This window comes from Nonomuraea sediminis (genome assembly GCF_018531495.1).
Classification (GTDB): Bacteria; Actinomycetota; Actinomycetes; order Streptosporangiales; family Streptosporangiaceae; genus Nonomuraea; species Nonomuraea sediminis.
The window spans coordinates 300,668-326,719 of sequence record NZ_JAHDTI010000001.1; the positions used below are offsets into that span (position 1 = coordinate 300,668).

The 26,052-nt window shown below is 72.5% G+C and carries 20 protein-coding genes; 5 read left to right on the forward strand and 15 right to left on the reverse strand.

Features of this window, described 5'->3' with window-relative positions; genetic code table 11:
• Window positions 1-27: 27 nt before the first annotated feature.
• The 4 genes from KIK09_RS01315 to KIK09_RS01330 are packed head-to-tail and all read right to left on the reverse strand — an operon-like array spanning window position 28 to window position 5,170.
• Window positions 28-2,586, reverse strand: a complete 2,559-nt coding sequence (locus KIK09_RS01315; RefSeq protein WP_214316741.1) for an ABC transporter permease — start codon at window positions 2,584-2,586, stop codon at window positions 28-30.
• Entirely contained in the window at window positions 2,580-3,227 is a 648-nt protein-coding gene (locus KIK09_RS01320; RefSeq protein WP_214316742.1) for an ABC transporter ATP-binding protein, read from the reverse strand. Before KIK09_RS01320 ends, KIK09_RS01315 begins: the two co-directional genes overlap by 7 nt.
• Complete coding sequence (locus tag KIK09_RS01325) at window positions 3,224-3,898, reverse strand: ABC transporter ATP-binding protein (RefSeq protein ID WP_214316743.1); 675 nt, start codon at window positions 3,896-3,898, stop codon at window positions 3,224-3,226. The genes KIK09_RS01320 and KIK09_RS01325 overlap by 4 nt, the downstream gene beginning before the upstream one ends.
• A 24-nt stretch (window positions 3,899-3,922) precedes the next feature.
• Complete coding sequence (locus KIK09_RS01330; protein ID WP_214316744.1) at window positions 3,923-5,170, reverse strand: MFS transporter; 1,248 nt, start codon at window positions 5,168-5,170, stop codon at window positions 3,923-3,925.
• A gap of 77 nt (window positions 5,171-5,247) precedes the next feature.
• Here KIK09_RS01330 and KIK09_RS01335 point away from each other — a divergent pair, with 77 nt between their 5' ends.
• Window positions 5,248-6,570: a HAMP domain-containing sensor histidine kinase gene (locus tag KIK09_RS01335; RefSeq protein WP_214316745.1), complete on the forward strand. Its 1,323-nt coding sequence runs from the start codon at window positions 5,248-5,250 to the stop codon at window positions 6,568-6,570.
• Here KIK09_RS01335 and KIK09_RS01340 read toward each other — a convergent pair.
• A complete protein-coding gene (locus KIK09_RS01340; protein ID WP_214316746.1) occupies window positions 6,527-7,207 on the reverse strand; it encodes a response regulator transcription factor in 681 nt (226 codons plus the stop codon). The genes KIK09_RS01335 and KIK09_RS01340 overlap by 44 nt on opposite strands.
• A complete protein-coding gene (locus KIK09_RS01345; protein ID WP_214317989.1) occupies window positions 7,185-8,402 on the reverse strand; it encodes a glycosyltransferase family 4 protein in 1,218 nt (405 codons plus the stop codon). The genes KIK09_RS01340 and KIK09_RS01345 overlap by 23 nt, the downstream gene beginning before the upstream one ends.
• A 69-nt stretch (window positions 8,403-8,471) precedes the next feature.
• Here KIK09_RS01345 and KIK09_RS01350 point away from each other — a divergent pair, with 69 nt between their 5' ends.
• Complete coding sequence (locus KIK09_RS01350) at window positions 8,472-8,843, forward strand: BlaI/MecI/CopY family transcriptional regulator (protein ID WP_214316747.1); 372 nt, start codon at window positions 8,472-8,474, stop codon at window positions 8,841-8,843.
• Between the two features lies 1 nt (window position 8,844).
• Window positions 8,845-9,765 (forward strand): M56 family metallopeptidase, encoded by a 921-nt coding sequence (locus KIK09_RS01355; RefSeq protein WP_214316748.1) that lies wholly within the window; start codon window positions 8,845-8,847, stop codon window positions 9,763-9,765.
• Between the two features lies 1 nt (window position 9,766).
• Here the strand turns inward: KIK09_RS01355 and KIK09_RS58895 are convergent, their stop codons facing one another.
• From KIK09_RS58895 to KIK09_RS01400, 9 genes are all read right to left on the reverse strand, one after another.
• Window positions 9,767-11,611, reverse strand: a complete 1,845-nt coding sequence (locus tag KIK09_RS58895) for a S8 family serine peptidase (protein ID WP_214316749.1) — start codon at window positions 11,609-11,611, stop codon at window positions 9,767-9,769.
• On the reverse strand, window positions 11,608-12,471 hold the full coding sequence (locus KIK09_RS01365) for a copper resistance CopC family protein (RefSeq protein WP_214316750.1): 864 nt from the start codon (window positions 12,469-12,471) through the stop codon (window positions 11,608-11,610). Before KIK09_RS01365 ends, KIK09_RS58895 begins: the two co-directional genes overlap by 4 nt.
• Entirely contained in the window at window positions 12,455-12,901 is a 447-nt protein-coding gene (locus KIK09_RS01370; RefSeq protein WP_214316751.1) for a hypothetical protein, read from the reverse strand. The genes KIK09_RS01365 and KIK09_RS01370 overlap by 17 nt, the downstream gene beginning before the upstream one ends.
• Window positions 12,898-13,719: a multicopper oxidase domain-containing protein gene (locus KIK09_RS01375; protein WP_214316752.1), complete on the reverse strand. Its 822-nt coding sequence runs from the start codon at window positions 13,717-13,719 to the stop codon at window positions 12,898-12,900. Before KIK09_RS01375 ends, KIK09_RS01370 begins: the two co-directional genes overlap by 4 nt.
• Window positions 13,720-13,727: 8 nt before the next feature.
• A complete protein-coding gene (locus tag KIK09_RS01380; protein ID WP_214316753.1) occupies window positions 13,728-15,323 on the reverse strand; it encodes a multicopper oxidase domain-containing protein in 1,596 nt (531 codons plus the stop codon).
• The gene (locus tag KIK09_RS01385; protein WP_214316754.1) at window positions 15,316-16,485 is read right to left on the reverse strand and encodes a multicopper oxidase domain-containing protein; all 1,170 of its coding nucleotides are present in this window, start codon (window positions 16,483-16,485) and stop codon (window positions 15,316-15,318) included. The genes KIK09_RS01380 and KIK09_RS01385 overlap by 8 nt, the downstream gene beginning before the upstream one ends.
• 2 nt (window positions 16,486-16,487) lie before the next feature.
• Window positions 16,488-21,311 carry a choice-of-anchor Q domain-containing protein gene (locus KIK09_RS01390; protein ID WP_214316755.1) on the reverse strand — a complete coding sequence of 1,608 codons (4,824 nt, stop codon included), beginning with the start codon at window positions 21,309-21,311 and terminating at the stop codon, window positions 16,488-16,490.
• Window positions 21,312-21,381: 70 nt separating this feature from the next.
• Window positions 21,382-22,383: a sensor histidine kinase gene (locus KIK09_RS01395; protein WP_214316756.1), complete on the reverse strand. Its 1,002-nt coding sequence runs from the start codon at window positions 22,381-22,383 to the stop codon at window positions 21,382-21,384.
• Window positions 22,384-22,417: 34 nt separating this feature from the next.
• Window positions 22,418-23,086: a response regulator transcription factor gene (locus tag KIK09_RS01400; RefSeq protein ID WP_308163881.1), complete on the reverse strand. Its 669-nt coding sequence runs from the start codon at window positions 23,084-23,086 to the stop codon at window positions 22,418-22,420.
• Window positions 23,087-23,259: 173 nt separating this feature from the next.
• On the opposite strand from KIK09_RS01400, the gene KIK09_RS01405 reads away from it, so the two are divergent.
• Entirely contained in the window at window positions 23,260-25,137 is a 1,878-nt protein-coding gene (locus KIK09_RS01405) for a S8 family peptidase (protein ID WP_214316757.1), read from the forward strand.
• A 153-nt stretch (window positions 25,138-25,290) separates the two neighbouring features.
• Window positions 25,291-26,049 carry a DeoR/GlpR family DNA-binding transcription regulator gene (locus KIK09_RS01410; protein WP_214316758.1) on the forward strand — a complete coding sequence of 253 codons (759 nt, stop codon included), beginning with the start codon at window positions 25,291-25,293 and terminating at the stop codon, window positions 26,047-26,049.
• Window positions 26,050-26,052 lie beyond the last annotated feature (3 nt).

A 26,052-nucleotide genomic window follows, 5' to 3' on the forward strand; every position in this document is an offset into this window, starting at 1 on the left:
ATGCTGACAAATCATCCCGTCAATGGCTCACAGATCACGCAGCACCCGCAGTGGCGGTCTGCGTGCCACCCGTACGGCCAGCACCCCGGCACCCACCAGCGCGAGCACCGCGATCCCCGCCAGCACCCCCAGGTAAGCCCACGGGACCGCCAGGTGGCTGGGCGGCGGGTCGAACACCCCGCCGAGCACCGTGACCAGCATGCGCGACAGCCCCCACCCGGTCAGCGCGCCGAACGCGGCCGTGCCCAGCCCGACGAGCGCCACCTCGGTCCACACGAACCCGCCCAGCTGCCGCCCCCGTGCCCCGAGCACGGCGGCCAGAGCCAGGGTCCGCCGCCGCTCGGCGAACCCGAGCGCGAGCAGCAGCCCGGTGGCGGCCACGGCGAGCAGCAGCGCGCACGACAGCTCGATCCCGGTGAGCCCGGTCAGGTCGACCGCGGTGAGGCTGGAGCCGATCACCCGCCGGGTGGTGTCCAGGTCGCTGAGGTGCGCCTGGGGTCCGAGGGCGCTGCGCAGCCGGGCGGCCACCTCGTGCGGCGCGGTCCCGTCGGTGGTGACCAGGTAGGTGTCGACGGTGCCCGACCCGGTCTTGGAGGCGATGTAGGAGGCGTTGGCCACCAGGAACCCCTCGTGCGGCGCGGTGGGGAACTCCTCCACGACCCCGGCGAAGCGGAAGGAGATGGGCGGCCCGTCGCCGATCCGCAGCCGCAGTTCCTCCCCCATGTGCAGCTGGTAGTCCTCCACGGTGGCCTTGCTGACCAGGATCGCGTCGGGGCTGGCGGCCAGGCGTCCGATCACCTCGCGGGCGTCGTCACCGTCGAAGTAGTCGTCGTCGAGCCGGGTGGTGTCGAGCAGCGTGCTCGGGCGCACGCCGTACAGGTCCGTCAGGTCGGCGCCGACGTAGGCGACGCGGTGCTGCAGCGGCTCGACGGCGCGCACGCCCTGGATGGAGCGGATCGAGCTCTCGTCGGCGCCGGGCGCATGGCTGACGGTGACGTCGGCGCCGTTGGTCAGCTTGGCGTCGGCCAGCGCCTGCTGACGGTAGGTGGCGGCGAAGGTGGCCGTGGAGACCGCGAACACCACGGCCAGCGCGGCGATCGCGACGGTCCTGCCCACGGCGGACCGCTGCCGCGCGATCGTCGCGGCGACGGTGCCCGCCAGGCCGCCGGAGACCGGCCTGGCGAGCCCGCGCAGCAGGGGTCGCGAGCCCGCCAGGCGGCTGGTGAGCCGCCAGATGAGCAGCCCCGCCCCCGCCCACAGCAGCGCGGGCCCGGCGAAGGCCCAGTAGTCGATCGACACGCGCGGCGCGCCCTGGGCCGCGATCACGAGCCGGTACCCGGAGCTTCCCGTGGCCACGAACACCGCCGCCGCCCCGGCCAGCAGCCACAGGTCGAGCCCGTACCGCAGCCAGCGGGGCGCCGCCTGCCCGCCGACGCTCGCGCGCGCGGCCACGACGGTGACGCCCCTGGCATCCCGTACGGCGGGCAGCACCATCGCCACCACCCCGCTCCCCGCCGCGACGGCACCGGCCGCCACCGCCCACGCCGCCGGCAGCCCCGCGCCGACGACGTAGCGGTCGAGCAGCGCCGCGGGCACGAGCCCGCCCGCCGCCCCCACGGTGCCGACGGCCAGCGCCTCGGCCAGCGCCAGGCGGACCAGGTGGCCGAGCCCGGCGCCGCGGGCTCGCAGCAGCGCCTGCTCGGCCCGCCGCCGCTGCCGCCCGGCGGCCGCGATGGAGGCGGTCAGCAGCAGGGCCAGCGCCGCTCCCGGCAGGCCGAGGAACAGGAACAGGGCCCGGGCGTACTCGGCGTCCTCGCGGGCCGAGCCGAGCGCGGCGCCCAGGTTGTCGCCGACGAGCGCGCCGCCCGCGGTCCGCGCCTCGAAGGCGCGCGCACGGTCGGTGACCTGCTCGTAGGCGGTGGCGGGATCGGGGTCGAGGTCGTGGGCCAGCCGTACGTGGAACTGCCAGCGCACGTCGGAGCCGAACAGCTGGGTGAAGCGCTGCCCGGGCAGCAGCAGGACGTCGGCGGGCGGCTGCCGGTCCGGCGCGCCGACGGTCTGCAGGAGCGTGGTGGCCTCGGGCAGCTCGACCACGCCGTCGATCTTCACGGTGACGTCGGGGTGGTCGGCGCGGCGCAGCGTGACGGAGTCGCCCGGCTTGGCGCGCAGGTCGGCGGCGGTCGGCTGGGCGAGCAGCACGCCGCTGGCGACCCCGGCGAGGAGGCGCAGTTCCCCGGGGAAGGCGGTGGCGTAGTCGGGGGGCATGCCGAGCACCTGTCCTGCGCCGGTCTCGGCGGCGTCCGACTCGAACCCGGTGACGGTGGCGTAGCCGACGGGCCTGGCGGTGATGATGCCGGTGTCCTGCTGGACGGCCTGGGTGACGGCGGAGGGGTCGCCGTCCCTGGTGACCTCGATCTGCCAGTCGACGGGGACCCGCTGGATGGTGCGGGTGGTCATCGTCGACTGGGCGGCGGACAGGAACGCGCCGAGCGAGGCGAGCAGCCCGGCGGTCAGCGCGATGCCGGCGGCGGTGGCGAGCATCCGCCACGGTCGCCGCAGGACCAGGCCGCGCAGCCAGATCAGCATGGCCGGTCCTGCGGGGTGGCGACGCGCAGGGTGCCGTCGCGCATCTCCCAGCGGCCGGGCAGCCGGGCGGCGATCGCCTCGTCGTGCGTGGCGACCACCACGGCCACGCCGGTGCGCGCCAGTTCGGCCAGCAGGTCGGCGATCTGGAGGGCGCGCTCGGAGTCCACCCTGCCGGTGGGCTCGTCGGCCAGCACCAGGTCGGGGCGTTCGGCCAGCACGCGGGCCAGCGCGACCCGCTGGGCCTGACCGCCGGACAGCTCCTGGGGCAGGCGCCAGGCCAGTTCGGACACGCCCACGGACTCCAGCGCGCGCATCCCCTCCCGCCTTGCCTCCTGCTCGCCGCGGCCGGCGATCAGCAGGGGCAGCGCCACGTTCTCCAGCGCGTCGAGCGAGGGGACCAGGCTGTCGCCCTGGAACACCATGCCCGCGCGTGCCTCGGCCCGCCGTACCTCGCCGGCGGTGGGCTCATCGAGCCCGGCCAGCAGGTGCAGCAGTGTGGTCTTGCCCGAGCCGGAGGGGCCGGTGACGGCGATGGCGTCGCCGGCGGCCACGGCGCAGCTGATGTCGTGCAGGGCGACGACGGAGCGGCGTCCGCGGCCGTAGACGCGGGCCACGTCCACGCAGCGGACCAGCTCGCTCACCGGACGCGCCCGTCGAGGAGCGACACCATACGATCGGCGAACCTGCGTACTGCGGCGCTGTGCGAGGCGATCACCACGGCCGTGCTGTCGCCCGCCAGCTCTCGCACCAGTCGCAGCACGTCGGCCTCCCTGCCGCGGTCGAGCTCGCCCGTCGGCTCGTCGGCCAGCAGCACCGAGGGCTTGTTGGCCAGCGCCACCGCCAGTCCGGCGCGGGCCGCCTCACCGCCGGACAGCATGGCCGGGCTAGCGAGCGCGCGGTCGGCCAGCCCGACCCGTTCGAGCAGTTCGTCGCGCCAGTGCCTCGACTCCGTCCGGGCCCGCGCGTTCCGGGCGGGGTCGAAACGCTGGGCGAGATCGATGTTGCCGCGCACCGACAGGTGCTCCACGAGGTTGCCCGACTGCAGGACCACGCCGATGTGCCGGGCGCGCAGCGCGGCCCGCTCCCGCTCGGGACGGTGGCTGATGCGCGTGCCCGCCACCCACACCGCGCCGCCGTCGGGCTCGTCCAGCCCTGCCAGGCACGAGATCAGCGTGGACTTGCCTGCTCCCGACGGCCCGGTGACGGCGACGATCTCGCCGGGTTCGACCTCGATCGAGACGCCCCGCAGGGCCTTGACCTCCTCATCGCCCGACCGATGAAAGCGGTAGAGCTCATCGGCGAACAGCAGCATGCGGGAAGCCTAGGCCCGGGCCGGTCAGCGTCGGCTGAGCGCTGTGTTAGCGCGGTGTTTACCTTTCCGGTACGGCTCGGCCAGCACCTGCAGCCGGTCGAGCAGCAGCACCGCCAGCGCGCTCCCCACGCCGATCAGGACGAGCGTGGCCCAGGGCAGCCAGGCTACGCCCCAGGAGCCGGCGCTGTCCCAGATGACGCCGGTGACCAGGCTGCCCGCGGTGATGCCGAGCCCGGAGACGGTGGCGTAGACGCCGTAGTGGGTGGCCACGAGGCGGCCGCGCGCCAGCCGTACGATCACGTCCATCTCGAAGGGCAGGATGAGCATCGTGCCGAGCGCCAGCAGCGCGGCGGTGGCCAGCATGGGCAGCGTGGCCAGGTGCTCGGCCAGCTCCTCGTAGCCCAGGTCGGGTGCCGTGGGGGTGGAGAAGGCCACCATCGGCACGAACGCCAGCCCGAGCACGGCCACGCCGATCGCCATGGCCCTGGGCGGCGTCCAGCGCTCCGCGGCCCAGGTGCTGACCCGCTTCTGCAAGGTGATCACCAGCAGGGCGGACAGGGCGAACATCTCGCTCATCCCGATGTTCTGCTCGGGGCCGAGCGCGCGCTCCATCACCAGCGGCAGCGCCAGGTAGACCTGGAAGGCGAGCACGGCGGAGCCGACCATGGCCAGCGAGAAGCACAGGAACGCCTTGTTGCGCAGCACCGGACCCCACCGCACGGGCTTGGCCTTGCGCCGCTGGTTCCCGCGCGGGAGCCAGATCGCCTGCACCACGGTGAGCGCGGCGAACACGGCCGCCGCGACCATCGCGATGCCGGGGAACGGCAGCCACGACAGTCCCAGCCCGGCCAGCGGCCCCAGCAGCAGTCCCGCCTGCCCGGCGATGTTGAAGCGGGCGAACGCCTCCACGCGCCCCTCCCCCGCCGCCTGCGACACCAGCGTGCGCACCCCGGGGTCGAAGAGCGCGCCGGCGAACCCGGTCGCCGCCGCGGCCAGCACCAGCGCGGGCACCCCTGTGGCCGTCCCCAGCAGGGCGAACCCGAGGGTCCGCAGCGCGCACCCGGCGATGACGGCCGTGCGGCAACCGAGCCGGTCGGACAGGTACCCTCCCACCAGCGACAGACCTCGCTGGCTGGCGTTGCGCACCCCGAGCACGACGCCGAGCACCCACGCGGCCATGCCCAGGCCGTGGCTGAGATGGCCGGCGAGGTAGGGCATGAGCAGGTTGAAGCCCAGCTTGATCGCGAACTGGGACGAAAGCAGAAGACGCATAGTGACCGAAAGACTACGCAGCGTTACATCAGCGGGAGGTTAGCGGGTGGCTCACTTCGTTCTGACAGGCTGGGCGCATGACGCGTGAGCCCGGAGGAACCCCGCTGCGGCGCCGGGTCCTGGTGGCGATGGTCGGCGTGGCGTCACTGGCCGTCGCGCTGTTCGCGGTGCCGCTCGCGCTCTCGCTCGGCACGCTCTACCGCGACGAGACCGCGGTGTCGCTGGGCCGCGACGCCGCCTGGATCGCCGCCAACGTGCCCGACGAGCCGCTGGGCAACTCCTCGATGGCGCTGCCCTCGGGCGTGCCGCACGGGCTGACGGTCGGCGTCTACAGCTCCGAGGGCAAGCTGCTGTTCGGGCACGGGCCCGCCTCGTCCAAGGTGGTGCGGAACTCCGTCGACGGGCGGCCGCACGAGGCCGTCGAGGAAGGCTACCTGGCCGTCTCCGCCCCGGTGCCGACCGACGAGCGGGTCAAGGGCGTGGTGCGGGTGGCCACGCCGTACGACATGATCGAGCGGCGCGTGCACAAGTCGTGGATGCTGATGGGCGGGCTGGCGATCGTCGTGGTCGGGCTGGCGGCGGCGTTCGCGCTGAGCCAGGCGGCGCGGCTGGCGCGGCCGCTGGAGCGGCTGACGCGGGCCGCCGAGGCGCTGGGCGCGGGCGACTTCTCCATCCGCGCGCCGCACTCGGGGGTGCGCGAGGCGGACGTGGCCGGGCAGGCGCTGGCCGCGACGGCGCGCCGGCTGGGCGACGTGCTGGCACGCGAGCGGGCCTTCTCCGTCGACGTCTCCCACCAGCTGCGCACCCGGCTCACCGCCACGCTGCTCGGCCTGGAGTCGGCCCTCACCCGCCCGGACGCCGACCTGCGCGCCGCGATCGAGACCGCGCTGGGGCGGGGCGAGCAGCTGCGCACGACGGTGGAGGACCTGGTACGGCTGACGCGCGACGGCGGCCACGGCGACGCCGCCCCGCTCGACGTGGTGGCGCTGCTCAACGACATCCGCGACGACCGGCACGGCGAGGCGGTCACCGTCAACGTGCCGATCGGGCTGCCGCACGTGGCGGCCTCGGCGGCGGCCGTGCGGCAGGTGGTGCAGGTGCTGCTGGACAACGCGACCGAGCACGGCGCGGGCGAGATCACCGTGGACGCCGCCGACCTGGGCGACGCCGTGGCGATCGAGGTGTCCGACCGCGGCCCCGGCATCCCCGAGGGGGTGGACCCGTTCGTGCGCAGGCCGGACGCGCGCGAGGGGCACGGCATCGGGCTGGCGCTGGCCAGGTCGCTGGCCGAGGCCGAGGGCGGCAGGCTGGTGCTGCGGGAGTCGTCACCGCCGGTCTTCAGCCTGCTGCTGCCGGTCAGTCAAGCTCGTAGCGGTAGCCGCGGCCACGCAGCGTCGTGATGCGCTGCGGGTCCTCGCCGTGCTCGGCGAGCTTGCGGCGCAGCGCGAACACGTGCACGTCGAGAGTCTTGGTGGGGCCGAACCAGTTGGCGTCCCACACCTCGTCCATCAGCTCCTCGCGGGTGATCACCTCGCCCGCCCGGCCGGCCAGCACCGCCAGCAGGTCGAACTCCTTGGGCCGCAGCGCCAGCTCGTGCCCGGCCACGAACGCCCGCCTGCCCGGCAGGTCGAGCGTCAGCTTGCCCACCGAGACGGTGCGCTCCTCGCCGGGCGGGGCCTGGCGGCGCAGGTGGGCGCGGAGCCTGGCCAGCAGCTCGGTCAGCCGGAACGGCTTCATCAGGTAGTCGTCGGCGCCCGCGTCGAGCGCGACCACGACCTCGAACTCCTGGGTGCGCGCGGTCAGCACCACGATCACGGTGTGCGGCAGCACCACGCGGAGCCTGCGGCACAGGGCGACGCCGTCCACGTCGGGCAGGCCCAGGTCGAGCAGGATCAGGTCGGGCGGGTCGAGCTCGGCCTGGTCCACGGCGGCGGCGCCGGTCGTGGCCAGCGCCGTTCGGTAGCCGCTGCCGGTCAGCGCCTGCGCCAGCTCGGGTCCGATCTCCGGATCATCCTCAACGACCAGGACGTGCGTCATGGGCCGATGTTATCCGCGCTAGGAGATCGTCCCACTGTCCTCCGACGACTCGCAGGTCGTAGCGGGTCGCGGTGCGCAGGGCGGCCGCGCCGAGCTTGACCCGCAGGTCCCGGTTCCCGATCAGCGCGCAGACGGCCTCGGCCAGGGCTTCGACGTCGCGGGGCGGGACGAGCACGCCGTCCACCCCGTCCGTGATCATCTCCTGCGGCCCGCTGGGGCAGGCGAACGAGACCACCGGCAGGCCCTTGCTCATCGCCTCGATGATCACCATGGGCAGCGCTTCCGAGCGGGAGCTCAGCACGAACATCCCGGCCTCGGCCAGTTCCTCGCCGACGCGGCCTGTGCGGCCCATGAGGAACGCGCCGTCCTCCAGGCCGAGCTCCGTGACCTGCCTGCGCAGCCTGCCCAGCTGCGGGCCCGAGCCGAAGACGCGCAGCGTCCAGTCCGGGTGGCGCTGCCTGACCAACTGCCACGCCCGCAGCAGCAGGTCGTAGCCCTTGATCTTGTCCAGCCTGCCGAGCGCGACGGCCACCTTGCTGTCGGGCGAGGCCAGGCCGCCGCCCAGCGGGGTGAGCGCGTTGGGGATGCGGAACACCGTGGCGCCTGGGACGGCCCGGGCGAAGCGGTCCTCGTCGTCGCGGGTGAGCACGACCACGGCGGACAGCCTGCCGTACCTGCGTTTGATCACCTTGCGCAGCGGGGCGGCGTAGGAGGCGAAGTGGCGGTGCTCCTGGCCGATGGTGACGACGCCGGGCGGGGCGAAGGCGGCCATGAGGTTGAGCGACGGCCTGGTCGTGACGAGCACGCCGCCGCGCAGCGAGCGCAGGTAGCGAAGCAGGACCAGGTCGGTCCAGAGGGAGCTGAGGCGGTGGACGTGCTCCGACCCCGGCACCAGGACGCTCCTGCGGCGCGACAGCAGCCGGTAGAGCCCGCCCGGCGGGTCGAGCCTGTCCTCCAGGTAAGTGATCCGCACGCCCGGAGGGAGGGGGAAGAACGGCTCCGCCCGGGTGCGGACGACGCTGACGATCTCCACCTGCCGGGTCATGGCCAGGTATCCGGCCAGGTTGTAGACGCTGCGGATGGTGCCGCCCATGCCGTTGGCGTGGAAGAGGATGAAGCGCACGGTCCCGGCGTCCGGCGGTGGCGCCCTCCTGGCGCGCCGGCGGTTGGCCAGGTTCAGCAGCCACAGCAACATGCGCTTCACGCCTTCCTTACTACTACATGATTGGTAGTAGGTGCGGTGTGGGTGCACGATGGTCCGGTGATGACACGCTCACCCGGCCGCCGCGACCGGGGAGACCTGGAGGCCGAGGTGCTGGCGGTGCTGACGGCCGCCGGGTCGGCGATGACGCCGCGCGAGGTCGCGGCCGGGCTGGCGGGGCCGCTGGCGTACACGACGGTCATGACGGTGCTGACGCGGCTGCACGAGAAGGGGGCCGTCACGCGCGAACGGGCGGGACGCGCCTACGCCTACTCCTTCCAGCGCGATGAGGACTCGCGACTGGCCGCGCAGATGCGGCGGCTGCTTGACGGAGGCACTTCCAGGGAGCGGGTGCTGTCGCACTTCGTGGGCGAGTTGTCGGCGGAGGAGGAGTCTCTGCTCCAGCGGCTGCTGCGCGAGGCGGGCGGGCAGTGACGTGCGCGTCGACGTCTACCTGCCGCTGATCACCTCGCTGCTGCTCGGGCTGGCCGCGCCGCGGCTGGCCCGGTGGCTGCCGCCCGCCACGGCGGCGCGGGCGCTGCTGGTGGCCGGGCTGACCGCGGCGATGAGCACGGTGTACGCGCTCGTGCTGCTGGCCTGGACGCTCGCGGCGGAGATCCCGCTGGTGGCCTGGCTGGGCGGGTGGTCGTTCCTGGCCTGGGCGCGGCTCGATCCCGTCGCCCCGCCGGTGGCGGCGCTCGCGGTGGCGGCGCTGATGGTCTGCGGCGTACGGCTGGCCGCGGCGGTACGGCGGTACCGGCTTTCGCGTGCGGACGTGGCGCTGCTGGGGCGGGAGCTGGCGGGTTCCCCGGCGGGGCCGCTGGTCGTGGTGCCCTCGGACTCGCCTGAGGCGTTCGCGCTGCCGTACGGGCGGGGCCTGGTGGTCGTGTCGACCGGCATGTTCGCGGCGCTGTCGCCGGCCGAGCGCGGGGCGCTGCTCGCGCACGAGCAGGCTCATCTGGCGCACGCCCACCACGTGTACCGGACGCTGGCGGGCTTCGCAGCGGCGGTGAACCCGCTGCTGGTGTCGCTGCCGGGGGCGGTCCGCTTCGCCACCGAGCGGTGGGCCGACGAGGACGCGGCCGCTATCACGGCCGACCGCGCGCTGGCGGCCCGCGCCCTGGCCCGCGCCGCCCTCGCGACCCTGGCCTCACCGCCCCGGGCGGGGCTCGGCTACCACTCGTGCGACGTCTCCGACCGCGTCAGCTCGCTCCTGCGGCCCACCCCGCGGCACCGCCCGCTTCTGGTCGCGACCCTCGCGACGCTCATCACGATCACGCTCTGGGCCCCGGTCGACGCCAACGCCGACTCCGACACCCTGCTCGCCCACGCCTGCACCACCTCCTGCGACGGCTGAGTCAGCGGACCGTCAGGGACAGCGTCGCCGTGTGGGTGAGAGGGGACGACGTGCCGGTGACGCGGATCGTGAAGGTGCCTCGCGGGGTGGAGGACGTGGTCCTGATGGTGATGCGGCTCGTGGCCGGCACCGGGATCGGGTTGGTGGTGAAGGACGCGGTGGAGGCCGCCGGGAGTCCGGTGGCGGTGAGGGTCACCGTGCCGGGGTAGGCGCCGGAGGTCGTGATCGTCGCGGTGGCCGAGCCGCCGCGGCTGACCGACAGCGTGGCGGGGGCGGCCGAGATCGCGTAGTCGGACGGGGTGACGACCAGGGTGACCTGGTAGGCGTGGCTGAGCGGGCCCGAGGCGGCGCCGAGGGTGAGCGGGTAGGAGCCGGGGGCGACGCAGGCGGGGGTGGCGACGGTGAGCTGGGTGGTGCCCGAGCCGGTGACCGTGGCGGGGGTCCAGGTGGCCGAGGCGCCGGCTGGCAGCCCGGTGACCGTGGGGGTGACGGTGCCGGTGAAGCCGTTCATGGCGCCGATCGTGGCCGTGTAGGGGGCCGAGGCGCCGACGAGGGCCGTGCGGGTGGCGGGGGCCGCCGAGAAGGTGAAGTCGGGGGCCGAGGCGAGCCACTGGTAGGCGGCCAGCGCGTCCAGCCTGCCGTACCCGGTGCCCGGGTCGACGCCGGCGGGGGCCAGGTCGGTGGCGCCGTGTTCGAGCGCGGCCGACTGGCGGCCGGGGTCGAGGTCCGGGTAGGCGCCGAGCAGGAGCGCCAGTGTGCCGGCGACGTGCGGGGCGGCCACCGAGGTGCCGGTGACCGTGGCGTAGCCGCCGTACAGGTCCGTGGTGGTCACGTCGACGCCGGGCGCCACCAGATGGGGCGCCGTCGCGCCCGCGCAGGCGGAGGGGCCGCGGCCGCTGTCGGCGGCCAGGACGTCGGCGCCGTCGGCTGCGCCGACGGCGAGCGCCTCGGGCAGGTTGGCGGGCGAATAGACCGAGCCGGGCGACGGGCCGAAGTTGCCGGCGGCGAACACCGGCTGGATCCCGGCGGCCCGCAGCGCGCGCAGGTCCGGCTGGAAGTCGGTCAGGCAGCCGCCGGAGGCGCCGGTCCACGAGGCGTTCACCACGTCGGGTGCGTCGGCGGTGGCGGGGTCGCCGTCGGGGTCGAGCAGCCACTGCATGGCCAGGTGGATGCCGCTGGTGGTGGCGGTGCCCCGGTCGTTGAAGATCTTGGCGGCCATCCAGGAGGCTTCCGGCGCCACGCCGTAACCGTTCGCGCCGGCCATGACGCCCATCACCTGCGTGCCGTGGCCGCTGACGTCGGTCGGGACGGTGGGGTGCTCGCCGTTGGGGTCGTACCAGCCGCGGTTGCGGCCGGCCAGGTCGGGATGGGTGGCGTCGACGCCGGTGTCGAGTTCGGCCACGGTGACGCCATGGCCGCGCAGGCCGAGGCTCCACAGGTCGGGGGCGCGGACGTGGGCGAGGTTGGGCTGGGCGGGAGCCGTCGCCGGGGCCAGGGCGGGCGCGGTGTAGGCGGTGTCGGGCAGGACCTGCTTCACCTCGGGGCGGGCCGCCAGCTCGGCGATGACGGCGGGGGTGGCGGTGACGGCGACCGCGTTGACGATCCACAACGGCTGCACCCGCTGGGCGCGCGCCCGGGCGCGGGCCAGTAATCCCCGCTGGGTGTCGCCGGCCTTGGCGCGCAGGGCGCGGACGATCGCCGCGCCGCGCAGGTGCCTGGTCGGGCCCTTGACCGTGCCGGGATCGGCCTGGTCGCGCAGGACGAGGATGACCTGCTGGGGTGACTGGGTGACGGGCGCGGGCGTCCCGCCCAGGGCGAGCACCAGCGCGAGGATCAGGTGGTTCATGGGTGGCTCCAGGTGACCGGGACGTCGAGGCGGGCGCCGCCCCGGTAGGCGGTGACGGTGGCGGTGCCCGTGCCGGGGCAGGTGCCGAGGTAGCGGCCGGGTCCGATGGGACGCAGCCCGTTGCCGCCGATCGTCACCCGATCGACGGGCGCGGGCGGCGGGCGCCGCGAGCTGGCGACGGTCACGGCGCACGCGCCGCCCGCCGACACCGACACGGTCACCAGCAGGTCGCCCGCGAAGGCCTCCCCCGCGGCCGCGACGGCCGGCGGCGGCGCGGGCTGTGGCCAGGCCGCCAGCAGGAGTACGGCTGCCGCCAAGGCGATGAGCCTGCGCCGGGTCGCGTCATGGCCGGGTGGGGGAACCGGTGGCGCGGCCCGGCGCAGGGAGCGAGCGGCCACCCCGATGCCGCAGACCAGGGCGATGACGAGCAGCACGCGCAGCAGCCCGGCCAGATCGCCGGGCTCGTTCACGGCGGTGTCGAACACCGAGCCGGCGATCGAGGCCGATCCGACGGTGAACAGCACGATCCCCTCGGTGGTGTGCCCGTCGCGCCCGGTGAAGACCCGCCAGGCCACGCCGTACACCCCGGCGCCGAGGCGGGGCAGCGGCAGCCGTACCGTGGCGCCGTCGAAGGCGGCCCGGTCGGCGAGGACCCTGCCGTTGCCGTCCACGAGCCTGGCCAGGCTGAAGCGGGGCGTGACCGGCTCGTTGAACCGCAGCGTGGCCGTGCCTGGCGCGCCGGACAGCGCCGCGCCGTTGGCGGGATCGGAGGACACCAGCACCCCGTGCGCCGAGGCGGGAGCGGCCCACAGGGCGACGAGCAGCAGGGCGAGCAGGACCGCCCTAGACGACCACGACATGTTCCACCTGCGCGTCGCCGAGCAGCACGGTCACGCGGCTGCCGCTGTGCACCCAGTTGCCGGAGTTCTCGAAGACCAGGTAGTAGGTGATGGCCGCCTTGAGGTCGCCGCTGTGCGCGTGGTTCATGTAGAGCTTGCTGACGACCAGGCCCGACGCCTCGTCGATGATCACCGGCGGGGTGGCGGGGTCGTGCACCGAGGCGGCCTTGGCCGGGTCGGTCACCTGGAAGCGCAGGTCTAGCAGCCCGCCCGCGCCGCTCACCGACAGCCGCACCAGCCGCACCCCGACCCGGGCGGGCAACTGGCCGGCGGCCACGACGGGCCGCCGGACCGCGGGGGTGGCGCTGGCGGGCCACAGCCACCAGGCCACCCCGGCGACCAGGGCCAGCGCGAGCGCCAGCCCGGCCGGCAGCCGCGTCCGGGCGGTCATGGCACCTGCAGGAAGGTGAGCATGCCCATGTGCAGCTGCCGGTTGTAGATCGGGAACCGGGTGCCCGAGGCGGGGACGGTGACCAGCGCGTCCTCGGTGGCGCCGGCCGGGATCGTGTCGGTGGTGACGTCGACGGGGTCGGCCAGCGGCTGCGCGTCGCGGGCCAGGACGCGCTCGTAGGCGCCGAGCAGCCGCATCGTGGTGTTGTCGTATCCGGCGTTCACGTACCGCAGCAGCACCTTGGTGCCCGCGGCCACGCCGTGGACCGGGTCGGTGTCCGGGTACGCCTTCCCATTGATAAGCCAATATTTCGGGTTATAGGTGTACAGATCGGCGGTCGTCGGGGCCGCGTTGAACGCGGGATCGATCGCCGAGAGCACCAGCACGGCGTCCCTGTCGTAGGAGGGCGTGGCGGGGCGGACGACCAGCGCGCCGTACAGGCCCATCGCCAGCTGCCGCTCGGTCCCCTGGTACAGGTACGTCCCCGCGGTCGAGGCGGTGAAGGCGGCGGTGGCCGTACCGCCCACCGGCGCCTGGACGGCGGCGGTCAGGCCGGGGATCTCCAGCGACACGGGCACGGACAGGCTGTTGTGCACCACGAGCGTCACCGCGTCGCCCTGGTCGACCGAGAGCACGGGCCCCGGCACCGAGGCCGCGCCTGGACAGACGGAGAAGCCCCAGACGGGCGCGGTGACCGAGCCGGGCAGCGTGAGCGTGCCCGGCTTGGCGCACAGGTCGATGGTGACGGCGGCCGCCTGGGCGGGCGCCCCGATGACCAGGCCGGCGGCGATCAGGATGAGCACCAGGATTGCGCGCATGTGGGTCCTCATGGTGCGTCGTAGGTGAGCTTGAGCAGGTTGGCCGAGGTGAAGAAGCCGGCGGGACCGGTCGTCTGCACCCGGATGCGGACCTGGCCCTGCGAGCTGATGGCGTCGGCGGGCACGCTCCTGGTGACGGTGACGTCGGACGTGCCGATCGCGGTGGCCGCGCCGAGCGCCACCCAGGAGCTGGTGGACCACCGGTAGTAGGACAGCTGGGTGGCCAGGCCGGAGACCGAGTTGTGGCCCGTGTAGGTGGCGACCAGGTTGGCCGAGCCTCTGGGGACCGCGGCGAAGCCGCCGTACCAGTCGGTGCTCGTGCCCGCCGCGTTGACCTGGTAGTAGCTGGAGTCGGCGGCGGCCAGGGCGGCGGCGTTGCCGGACCGCAGGGTCCCGGCGAGGATCGTCGCCGATCCGGCCACCGACGAGCATCCGGCGGGCGGATCGACCCGCAGGAGGGTGGCCATGCCGCCGAAGCTGGCGTCGTAGTTGGCGAACTCGTTGAGCGCGTGGCTGTGCCACGGGAAGTACCACTCGCCGCAGACGTTCTGCGAGGCGGTGCCCGTCGGCAGCGTGCCCTTGGCACCCAGGTACGCGCTCCCGCTGTACCAGGTGTTGCCGTCGACGAAGGTCAGGTTGCGGTAGTCGGGGTTGGCCACCGAGGGCGGGAACGGGTTCGTCCCCGAGCTCCACGAGTCCTGGTCGGTCCACGAGAACAGGTAGTCCAGCGTCTGGCCGGAGGCGATGGTCTCGGCGAAGTGCTCGGTGGAGACCGCCAGCTTCCTGCCGTCCTGGGCGATCTGCCGCAGGTGGTTGCCGTGCGGGTGGTAGGGGTGGTTGAGCGTGCCCACGTTGATCATGCGGATGAGCACGGGCAGCGGGTTGCCGGTGGCGTTGTACGGCTTGACCCGCACGAGCGCGCCGTAGGGCTGGTTGGGCAGCCAGCTCACCCCGTTGTCCTGGATCGTGTCGGGGAACTGGCGGCCGTTGACGGCGAAGTAGCGGTTGCGCAGCGTGTCGAAGTCGTAGGTGCCGCCGGTCTCGACCGCGTGGTGCAGGTCGGGGTCGATGTCGCTCAGCAGGATCAGGTACTCGCCGGAGAAGCGGGTGGCGAGGTCGTAGGCATAGTCGGGGTGGCCGGCCGGCCGTACCACCAGCGCGCCGTACAGCCCCATCGCGACCTGCTTGGAGGGGTCGGTGCCGCTCTCGTAGACGTACGTCCCGGGCTGCGAGGCCGTGAAGGTGTAGGTGGCGTCGCCGCCGGGAGCGGCCTCCTTGGCCAGGAGCCCGGCGCTGCCCGTGCCGCCCACGTCCGACTGCCCAGGCAAGACGATCGAGACCGGGTCGGGCAGCGCGTTGTGCAGGTTGATCGTGACCGTGTCGCCCTGGTTGACGCAGAGCACCGGGCCGGGGCTCTGGAAGTTCGGCGCGCCGTAGCTCCACATCAGCACGCTGTTGCCGTCGGGGGTCTCGATGTAGCCGCTGGAGGCCGTCAGGTTGAACGTGGGCCCGTTGGCGCAGACCATCCCCTGCCGCGGGACCGGCGCCGCCTGCACGCTCAGCGGCGCCGCGACCAGCAGGAGGGCCGCGAGGATCTTAAGCATAGGTCTCCCCCACCGTGGTCTGCGCCGGCAGCGGCGAGCCCTGATAGACGCGCACCTGCGTGGCCATCCCGCCCAGGCCCGGCGCGCCGTGGTTGGACAGCCGCCGGAAGTCCCTGTTCTTGAACCAGTAGGTGTTGTACGAGCCGCGCGCGTCCGTCGAGACCGGCTTGGCCGCGTCGAACGGCGGCGCCACGAAGATGACGTCGCGCGCCTCGCCCGGCCCGAGGTAGAGCGTGCTGGTGACGTACGGCGTGGCGAGCGGCGTGGCGTCCTGCCCGACCACCTTCAGCGCGATCCCCGGCAGTTGCATGGCGTGCTGCTGGTAGCCGAGGTTGGCCAGCCGCAGCAGCGCCCGGTCGCCCGGGTTGACCTGGATCAGCGACGAGTGCGGCTGCAAGGGCAGCGACGGGTCGTCGTTGGGCAGGATCGTCTGCGGGTAGACGCGGCCGTTCAGCGTGAAGTACTGCGGCTGGTAGTCAGTGAAGATGAACTCCTGGATCTGCTCGTCGGCGTCGTGCTGGCGTTCCTCGATCTCGTTGAGCAGGATCGCGAAGTGCCTGTCGTAGGCCGTCGAGCCGTTGCCGTCCTGGTAGGCGTAGCTGGAGGAGCGGTGCAGCGGGTCGAGGGCGCCGTTGCCGTCCTGGGCGGGCCGCACGTAGACGATGCCGGTCATGCCCATCTGGACGTGCTCGACGTCCTCGAAGTGGCAGTGGTACATGTACGTGCCCGCGTTGTGCGGCCGGAAGAAGTAGGTGAACTGCCGCGAGATCGGCACCGACACCGACACCTCGGGCACCCCGTCGAACAGCGCGGTCGGGGTGCGGAAGCCGTGCCAGTGCACGGTGTGGGAGTCGGTGAGGTCGGGCCTGCCGACCAGGCCCAGGTTGGTCAGCGTGAGGTAGAGGTCGCTGTCCTGCCTGCCCTCCATGAAGGGCGCCGTGTGCTGGGCCTTGCCCTTGTAGGCGCTCTCCAGATCGGAGACCGGCATGTTCGCCGGCACCGGCAGGAAGCCGAAGATGTACAGCGGCGCCCTGCCGGGGAGCGTGATGTGCCCGTCGGTCGCGGCCAGCGAGACGCTGCTTGACGAGGCGTTCGCCTGCGCCGACCGCGTTCCGAGCAGCAGGGCCAGCCCGCCGAGGGTGAACAGATCCCGTCGTCTCATCACTACAGCACCTCGTCCGCGCCGAGATCGTAGGGCGTGGGAGCGGGCGTCACCGGTCTGACCTGCCCGTCGATGTCGTTGGTCGGCGCGGCGACGCCGGAGTCCGTGGTCGGTCCCTTGTTGATCGCGGGCGAGCCCGCGTTCAGGTGGTAGTTGCCCGTCAGGCCCACCGGCGGGTCCTGCCCGATGATCGTGACCGCGGCCATCTGCGGGTCCAGCCGCGACCCCGCCACTGCCAGCTCCAGCGTGAACGGCTGGACGAAGGAGGGCGTGGCGCCGAAGACGTTGCCCGGCGCCGCGGGCAGCGGGTGGGTGTTGCCGTCGGAGCCGAGCACGGCGTTGGCGGTGATCATCGAGTAGCGCGGCGTGAAGGTGTCCGCGGCGTTGGTGGTGCCGTGCACCTCCAGGTCGATGAAGCCCCGGTTGACCAGCGTCGCTCCCGGGCCAGGCCGGCTCAGCGTGAACGCCTGGTTGTTGGAGAAGATGTTGTTGTAGAAGGCCACCGGGTTGGAGAAGTCCGGCGACCCGGCCGGCAGCGTCGCCTGGAAGAGCGGGTCGTTGGCCTCGGCCGCCAGCCCCGCCGAGTGCGGCGTGTCGTCGCACGTCTCGCAGGAGGCGGTGGAGACGTTGTTGGCCACGGTGTTGTTGACGATCGCCACGTTGGAGGAGTCGTCCAGCATCACCGCGCCGCCCAGGTCGGCCGCGCCGTTGTCGACGATCATGTTGTTGCGGATGTTGACCCTGGCGGTGTGGGCGTTCTCCACGAACACGCCGCCGCCGTCGTCGCCGGAGTAGTTGCTCTGGATGAGGTTGCGGTCGATATCGACGTTGCCCGACCCGTCGCCGAGCGTGCCCGGCGTGCGCGGCATCTCCTGCGCGATCGTGATGCCCGCGCCCGAGTCGACCGAGTCGTTGTAGTAGACCTGGTTGTCGTGGATGTTCCCGCCGGGTGACAGCCCCCAGTGGGAGATGCCCGCGCCGTACTCGACGCCGAAGTTGCCGCAGATGATGCTCCGTCCCACCTCGTAGCCGTCGGAGCCGCGGAAGATCCCGATCGCGCCGCTGCGGGTCAGCCCGCCGCTGCCCAGCACCCGGTCGTAGAGGATCTTCACGCCGGTGTTGTGGCTGTTGTAGTACGGCTGGCCGAGGCCGATCCCGCCGGCGAAGATGCCGCCGTCGCTCTCCAGGATGTCGTTGGTGATCTGCAGGTTGGCCGCGTAGGACTGCAGCTGGATGCCGCCCGCGCCCTGGCCGTGGCCGGTCGTGATGCCCAGGCCGTCGATCCGCGCCGCGTTGAACGCTCCGCTCGGGTAGGCCGTGGTGGTCTTGGCCGCGACCGTGATCCCGGCTCCCTCGAGCACCGGGTGGCCGGCGTCCACGCCCGCCAGCGACCCGGCCGCCGACAGGGCGGCGGTCCAGGTGGCCTTGTTGTCGTGGAAGAAGCGGCCGTCGACCGTGGTGCCCTGGATGTTGAAGCGCGGGTCGTCGGGTGCGCGCTGCTGCAGCTCGCGGGCGCCGACGATGCCGCCGGGGCCGAGTCCCTGCAGGAACACCGGCTTCCACATGAGCACGTTCTCGTGGTAGACGCCCGGCTGCAGGATCAGCAGGCTGCCGGGGGCGGCGCCGTTGACCGCCGTCTGGATGGCGCCCGGGGTGGTGGGCGGTCCGACGTTCACGACGGGCGGCTGGTAGGTGAAGCCGCCCACGCTGCCGCGCACGTGGAAGGTCAGGCCGTTGACCGAGGTCCCGCCTGCCGCGGTCCTGATCTGCAGTTGCTTGGGTCCCGGGCGGATCTGCGTGCCGAGCTGGCCGACCGTGGGCACGCTGATCACGATCTGCCTGTCGGACCAGCTGACGATGCCGCCGTTGGCCGTGGTGAGCGTCCTGTTCTGGGCGCCGCCCGCCGGGTCGACCAGCGTCACGCTGCCGGCTGCCGTGCCGAAGAAATCGCCCTGGATGGTGATCTGCCTGGCGGCCGCCGAGTCGCCCGCGCTGGTGTACGGCTTGGACACCTGCAGCAGTTCGGGGGTGTTGAGCGGCAGTTCGCAGGCCGTGCCCGAGATCGGGTCGAGCGGGGTGTCGAGCTGGTCGGTCTGGCCCGGCCAGACGTCCCAGGCGAAGGAGGCGGTCAGGTAGTTGGGGTTGTAGTTCGGGTTCGGGTGCGCCTTGTCACCCGGGTCGTTGACCACCACCACGTACATGCCCGGGCAGGGGCCCTGCGGGATGGGGCAGTTGAAGGTCTGGGTCGACGGGAGCAGGGCCTCGTAGGCGCCGTTCTCGCTGGTGTTCACCGTGGTGATGAGGCGCCAGTTGTAGTCGCGGATGCCGATCGGGAGGTTGCCGATCGCGCGCGGCTCGCCGTACCAGATGGACTTGGGGTCGCGGTCGAAGTAGATGTCGTCGGAGACCAGGCCGACGATGCGGCCGGGCTCGGCCACGTCGATGCCGTTCTTCCAGTTGGTCATCAGGAAGAAGTCGGCGTTGGCGTTCTGCTTGTTCTGCAGCACGACCAGGCGCTTGTCGCACAGCGGCTTGGACGGGCTGGGCGTCACGCCGTAGTACGGGCTGCGCGGGGTCAGCGTGGACTGGTCGATCTGGTGCGCGTCGCCGGTGCACGGTGGCGGCGGGATCGCCGGCGGGAACTGGTCGCCGAGATCGACGTTGACGTCCTCCTCGGCCACCGGGCGGAACAGGCATCCGTTCCCGCCGGAGCCGCTGACGTACTTGTTGGTCGCGGTGTTGCACGGCCTGGCGTCCGTGGCGTCCTTCGGCATGATCACGTGCGTGATGTAGGTGCCGGCGACCAGCGGGACCGGCGAGCCGCCGCCGGCGCAGACGCTGTCACCGTCGGCGTCGAAGTGGTCCCAGCCGTTGGGGCAGTAGTCGGCGAAGGCGTAACCGCCGTCGAAGGCGGCGTCCTTGGTCTCGTTGCCGGTGGCGGGCACCTCGACGCACTTGGGACCGATGAGCGGGTTGAGCTGGGCGCTGATGTCGTTGCCGTTCTTGTCCAGGACGTCGCAGTTCGTCGAGGCCTGCCAGTGGTCGGTCACGTACTCGTTCAGCACCGGGTCGTCGGCCGTGTTGGGCTGGCCGTCGGGGCCCAGGCCCTCCAGGCGGACCGTCACGTCGGGGATGGCCGCCTCGTAGTCCTCGTGCGCCTGCATGCGGGCGTCGAACTCGTTGCGGGTGGTGGCGTAGTAGGTGATGCCGACGATCTGGCCCGGCTCGTTGCCGTACTGGTACTTGCCCCAGTCGACCTCGCTGCGGTGGCCCTCGACGATCAGCTGGTTGGTCAGCAGGCCGCCGCCGACGTCGGTCGGCACGTGGGTGGAGACCGCCTGGTCGTACTCGGAGTGAACCGCGGCGCCGGTGGTGCCGAAGCGGGAGAAGCCGACCTCGCCGATGAACCACTTGCCGAGCGGGCCTCCCTCGGAGTTGGTGTACTCGTAGCGGCCCTGCGCGTCGGTGAAGGTGGAGTCCTTGATGGAGCCGTCCCGCCAGCGGTTGTCGACGTCGGTGTTGGGGATCGCGGGCTCGCAGGTCTGCTCGTCGTTGATGTCGGCGCAGTCGCGGACGCCGTTCTTGGCGCTGCCCGCGGGCAGCGGCGTGCCGTTGGCGGCGATGCCGTTGTCCTGGTAGACGTGGCCCGACAGCCAGCCGAACCAGCGCGAGACGCCCACGTCGCCGAGCGCCACCTGTTGACCGGCGGCCACGTCGACGGGCAGGAAGCGGATGATGTAGCTCAGCTGCTCGTCCCAGATCGACAGCGTGTAGGAGCCGGGCGGCACGTTCGGGATGTGGAAGTTGCCGTCCGCGTCGCCCTGGCCGACGTAGAGCGTGGTGTCGGTGGCGCTGCTCGACAGCGCCACGTACGGGTTCTCGACCGGCTCGGCCGTCTGCAGCTCCTCGAACGGCGGGAAGGCCTTCCAGTTCTTGGCCGTCCCGCTGATCGAGCCCGTGCCGGGGCTGGCGAAGTCGGTGGCGGTGCAGACGAAACCGAACCAGTAGCCGGTGCGCCGGTCGGGCGGCTCCCACAGCGCCTCACCCGGCGCACCGGTGCCATCGGACCCCTCCTCGACGCCCGCCTGCAGGCCGAGCCCGCCGTCGATGGTGGTGGTCTGCGTCCACTTGCCCGTCCCGCCGGGCCCGCAGCTGTCGGGCGGCGTGACGTAGATGAAGTACGTTGCGGGACCCATGTTGTCGATCTGCACGAACCCGTCCGAGGCGGTCCGGCAGTCGCCGCCGCACAGCGGGTTGTTGTGGTAGTCGACCGAGACCTGCGAGTTGGTCTGCTCCTCCAGCGTCACCTGGAAGTTCTCCAGGCCCTGCTCGCCGGTGTCGGGCGCGCCGTTGGTCCACTGGCTGTCGTTGAAGACGAACACCCGGATCTTGCCCAGCGGCAGCGGGTGCGCCGCGCTGGCCTCCTGCATGTCGATCCGGATCGTTCCAGCGTCGCGGGGAAGCGTGACGTGTTTGCCCCACATCTTGTGGTCGGCCGACCTGACCGAGATCAGGTACCTGCCGTCCGGCAGCGTGAGCGAGGCCCTGTTCTGGTCGCCCTCCGCGACGACCGGGCTGTTGCTCTCGGTCGGCGCCACGCCCGTGCGCATCGCCGGGACCGGGTCGTTCGGCAGGCGCGTGTTGTCGACGTTGACCAGGTACTGGAACGTCGTCAGCGCCGAGCCTGTGCCCAGGTCGTGCGGCTGGATGGTGATCGAGCTGGTCTGGGCCCGGGCAGGCGACGCCAGCGCGAGCGGCGGCAGCAGTGCGGCCAGGACGGTGAGGACCACCGCCCAGGGGGCGTACTTCTTCCTACGGCGACGCATCCTCGACCTCCACCGGGGGCGATGCTCCTGCCCCGGATGATGCGGTCGGGTTGATCGTCGCGGCCACGCTTCATGACGTGGCTGTCATCTGGTTGTCATCTTTCCTTATGTGGATCTTATCCACCGTGACAGGGATGCTCAGGGTCACCGTGGTGCCCAGGCCCGGGCTGCCGCTCACCCGGAGCGTGCCGCCCCACGTCTCGATAACGGCGCGGGCGATGGCCAGCCCGAGACCGCTGCCCGTCGCGGTGCGGTGCGGGAAGGGCTCCTTGGCCTTGGTGAGCGCCCTGGCCTGCTCGCCGGTCATGCCGACACCGGTGTCCGCCACCTCGATGACCCACGCGTCCCCGGAGAGGTATCCCGTCACCGCGATCCTGTCGCCCGGGGAGGTGAACTTGACCGCGTTCTCCAGCAGGCAGTCCAGCGCCGTCTCCAGGCGTTCCGGGTTGACGGGCATCGAGCCGATCGTCGAGCGCACCGCCCACTCCCTGGGCGCGGCGGGCTCCCACCTGCGCACGATCCGGACGAGCTGGGCGTCGACGTCCCTGACCTCCAGCTCGTAGGCGGCGTCCACCTGCATGAGCGTGACCAGGCGCTGGCTGATGCGGGCCATCTTGTCCAGCTCCTCGATGACGATCGCCAGGTCCTCCCCGTCGTCGGCCGCCTTCAGCGCCAGCTCGGCGTAGCCGCGGGCGATCGTGATCGGGGTGCGCAGCTCGTGCGAGGCCAGCCGGACGAACAGCTGCTGGCGTTCGGCGCGGCGCTGCTCGGCCTCGGCCATCCGCGCCACCTGCGCCAGCGCCCGCTGCCTGCGGTGCACGTGCCAGGCCATGACCCCGAAGATGGCCGACATCAGCGGCACCTCGGTGGTCTCCTCCCAGCCGATCTCGCCGAGCTCGGCGTGGTGCGCCAGCACGTACCCGGTGCTGGTCGCGACCGCGACGAGCGCGAGCACCATCGCGTACGGTCGCCACACGGTGAACCCGTAGATGAGGGACAGCCCTATCCAGACCAGGTGGAACGGAATGGTCTCGGCGCCGGGGAAGGCGTACATCAGGGCGATGTTCACCACCGCGCTGACCGCCCACCCCGCGATGAGCCAGCGGCTAATCCTCGATAAAGCGGTATCCGACATTGCGGACCGTCTCCACACGATCGGGATTGTCTAATTTGGCGCGCAGCCGCCGCACGCACACGTCCACGACGTTACTGCCCGGGTCGAAGGTCATCCCCCAGACGTCGGCCAGCAGTTCGGCGCGGCTGCACGCCTGGCCCGCCTGTGACATCAGGTGCTGCAGCAGCAGGAACTCGCGGAAGGGCAGTTCGATCTGCCTGTCGCCCACCGTCGCCCGGCGCAGCCGCAGGTCCAGCTTGACCGGGCCGGACGTCAGCCAGCGCTTGGCCGCGCCCGGCGCCTGGGCCCGCATCCGGGTGTGGACCCTGGCGATGAGCTCGGCCACGGCGAAGGGCTTGCCCAGGAAGTCGGCGGCGCCCGCCTCCAGGCAGGCCACCCTGACGCTCACGTCCGACATCGCCGACAGGACCAGCACGCGCTGCTCGGGCCTGGCCTCCACCAGGCGCTCGAGCACGCGGCTGCCGTCCAGGCCGGGCAGCATCAGATCCAGCACGACCAGGTCGAAGTCGCGGGCCAGCGCGGTGCTCAACCCGTCGGGACCCGTCATCGCGGTGTCCACGCTGTGGCCGTCGTCGCGCAGGGCGCGAGCCACCAATCTGGCGATCCTGTCGTCGTCCTCGACGACCAACACCCGTCCCACCGTGGAGCCCCCTTCCCACCCTGAGCAGAGGATCACACAGGGGTTCACGTAAGTCACCCCCTTGCGCGGATGACCAACATGTCATGTTTCGACTGCATCACGGGCCCCATTGCTTATCACGACTTGTCGGTAATCTCCGAAGTCCCGTGATCACATTCCCGGAGGGATCCCCGATGAGCATGCGCCGCCATTTCGCGGGCGCCCTGGTAGCCGTGGCCGCTTTATCATCCTTGGCCCTGACGGGCCCCACGGCCAACGCCGCGCCCGTCCGCCTGCTACCGGTGAGCGCCAAGGTCGCCGCCGAGGCCAAGAAGGGTATGTCGCGCGTGATCGTCGGCGTCAAGCCCGCCCTCGACGCCAAGACCCTGATGGGGGCCTCCTCGGCCAAGGCGCGCTCGGGGAACGGCATCACCCTGGTCCGCACGATCGCCACGCCCACCCCGATGATGGCGCTGAACGTCACGAACGCGGGCCTGCGGCGACTGCGCAAGACCGGCGGCGTGCTCTGGATCCGCGAGGACCGCAGGAGCAAGGCCGTCCTCGACTCCAGCACCCACGTGATCGGCGCCGACAAGGCCCACGCGGCCGGGCAGACGGGCACGGGGCAGACGGTGGCCGTCATCGACACCGGCGTGGACACCACGCACCCCTTCCTGGCCGGCAGGATCGTGGCCGAGCGGTGCTTCTCCCACCCGCAGGCGCCGGGTGAGACGCCGCTGTGCCCCAACGGCACGACCGACCAGGAGGGCGCGGGCGCCTCCGACGTGAAGACCGGCAACTGCGTGGCGGGGGCGACCAACCTGTGCACGCACGGCACCCACGTGGCCGGCATCGCGGCGGGCAAGAAGGCCGCGGGCTCCCCCGCCGACGGTGTGGCTCCTGGCGCGAGCATCATCTCCGTCCAGGTCTTCACCCGCGGCAACGACCTGGACGCCTGCCCCGGTGGCGCCCCCTGCGTCTACACCTACGACAGCGACCAGCTCGCGGCGCTGGCCTGGGTGGACGCGCAGGCTGCCGTCCACCACGTGGCGGCCGCCAACCTGAGCATCGGCCTGCCCGGCAGCGCGTATGACACGCCGTGCGACAGCTTCCCCGACGACCCGAACCCGCCGGTCGCCAACCCCTTCAAGGGGGCCGTGGACCTGCTGCGCGCCAGTGGCGTGGCCACGGTGTTCGCCGCAGGCAACGACGGCAACGCGGCCGGGGTGAACTACCCGGGCTGCGTCTCCACCGGTGTCACCGTGGGTGCCACCAACGACGCGGACGCGATCGCCTCCTTCTCCAACCGGGGCAAGGTGCTCGACTTCTTCGCCCCCGGCGTGGACGTCAAGTCGTCGGTCCCCGGCGGCGGGTACGAGTCCATGAACGGCACCTCGATGGCCGCCCCGCACGTGACGGGCGCGTTCGCGGTGCTCAAGGCCGCCTACCCGGGCAAGAGCGTCGACTTCCTGGAGGCCAGGCTGCGCGACACGGGCAAGCAGATCACGTTCGGCTCGCTGACCAGGCCGCGCATCGACCTGTTCGCCGCGCTGCCGCCGGTCTCGACGCCGACGCCCACGCCCACGCCGACCACGTCCGGCACGCCCACGCCCACGCACTCGCCCACCAAGCTGCACGACCAGGTCTACACCGGCGACACCACCGTGTCGGACACCGGTACGGCGGCCACGGAGTGCAAGCGCGGCCACGCCAAGAAGCCGCGTACCGCGGCGCAGTGGGCGGCGAGCATGAAGTCCGGCAGGTCCGGCGCGGTGCTCGCCTGCTACCTCAAGATCGCCGGTACGGCGAGCAAGGTCTTCGACGAGAAGGTGGCCGCGAGCACCCCCGCCCAGGCCTACCCCCTGCTCGCGGCAGGCAAGCTCGACGGGCAGCTCCTGGCCGCCTGGCTCAACTACGCCTCCGGCGCCAGGAACCTGTCGACCAAGGTCACGTCGTCGACGACCTTCGCCAAGGCCGTCAAGATCGTGGAAGGTGACCGGCTCAACCCCAAGACCCCCGCGGCCAAGCTGGCCAAGGACGCGGCCTACCTGGCCGGGCACGTCAACAAGTAAGGCGTCGGGCCGGGCGTGACACCCCCTCACCGCCCGGCCCGCACGGGGCGCGCGCCTGCGAACCGCCTCCGCAGGCGCGCGCCCTTTCCATTCCGAACATGATTGCTGTGCTCCAGGTCGCGTTTCGAACAGAAATGTTGTTCAATATGTGACATGGGGAGCACCGAGCGGCTGCGGCTGATCAGGGACGCCGTTCGCGAGGCGGGGCAGCTTGGCGTGGGAGAGCTGGCCGAGCTGACCGGCGCCTCGGAGATGACCATCCGGCGCGACCTGGAGATCCTGGCCGATCAGGGCGTCCTCGAGCGGTATCGGGGCGGGGCGCGCAGCGTGCTGCTGCGCGGGCAGGAGCCGCCGTTCGCGTGGCGGGCGGGCGAGGGCACGGACGCCAAGCGCAGGATCGCCGCGGAGGTCGCCGCGCTGATCGCCGACGGCGAGTCGGTCGTGATCGACAGCGGCACCACGTGCCTGGAGGTCGCCCGCGCCCTCCACGACCGGCGGCTGACCGTGATGCCGCTCTCGCTGCACGCCGTCAACGCCCTGACCGGCGGCCCGCAGCTCACGCTCCTGGTCCCGGGCGGCCAGCCGCGGCCCGGCGAGCTGGCGCTGACGGGACCGCTGACCGAGGCGTCGCTGGCCGTGCTGCGCTTCGACACCGCCGTCCTCGGCTGCTGCGGGCTGACCGCCGCCGACGGCATGACCGCCCACGACCTGGCCGACAGCGCGATCAAGCGCGCGGCGATCGCCTCGGCCCGCCGCGTCATCGCGGCCGCCGACGCCGCCAAGTTCTCCCGTACGGCTCTCGCCTTCGTCGCCCCCATCTCCGCCCTGCACGCCGTCGTCACCGACCAGGCGGCCCCCGACTCCGAGGTGGACGCCCTGCGGGCGGCCGGGGTCACCGTACGAAAGGTATGACCG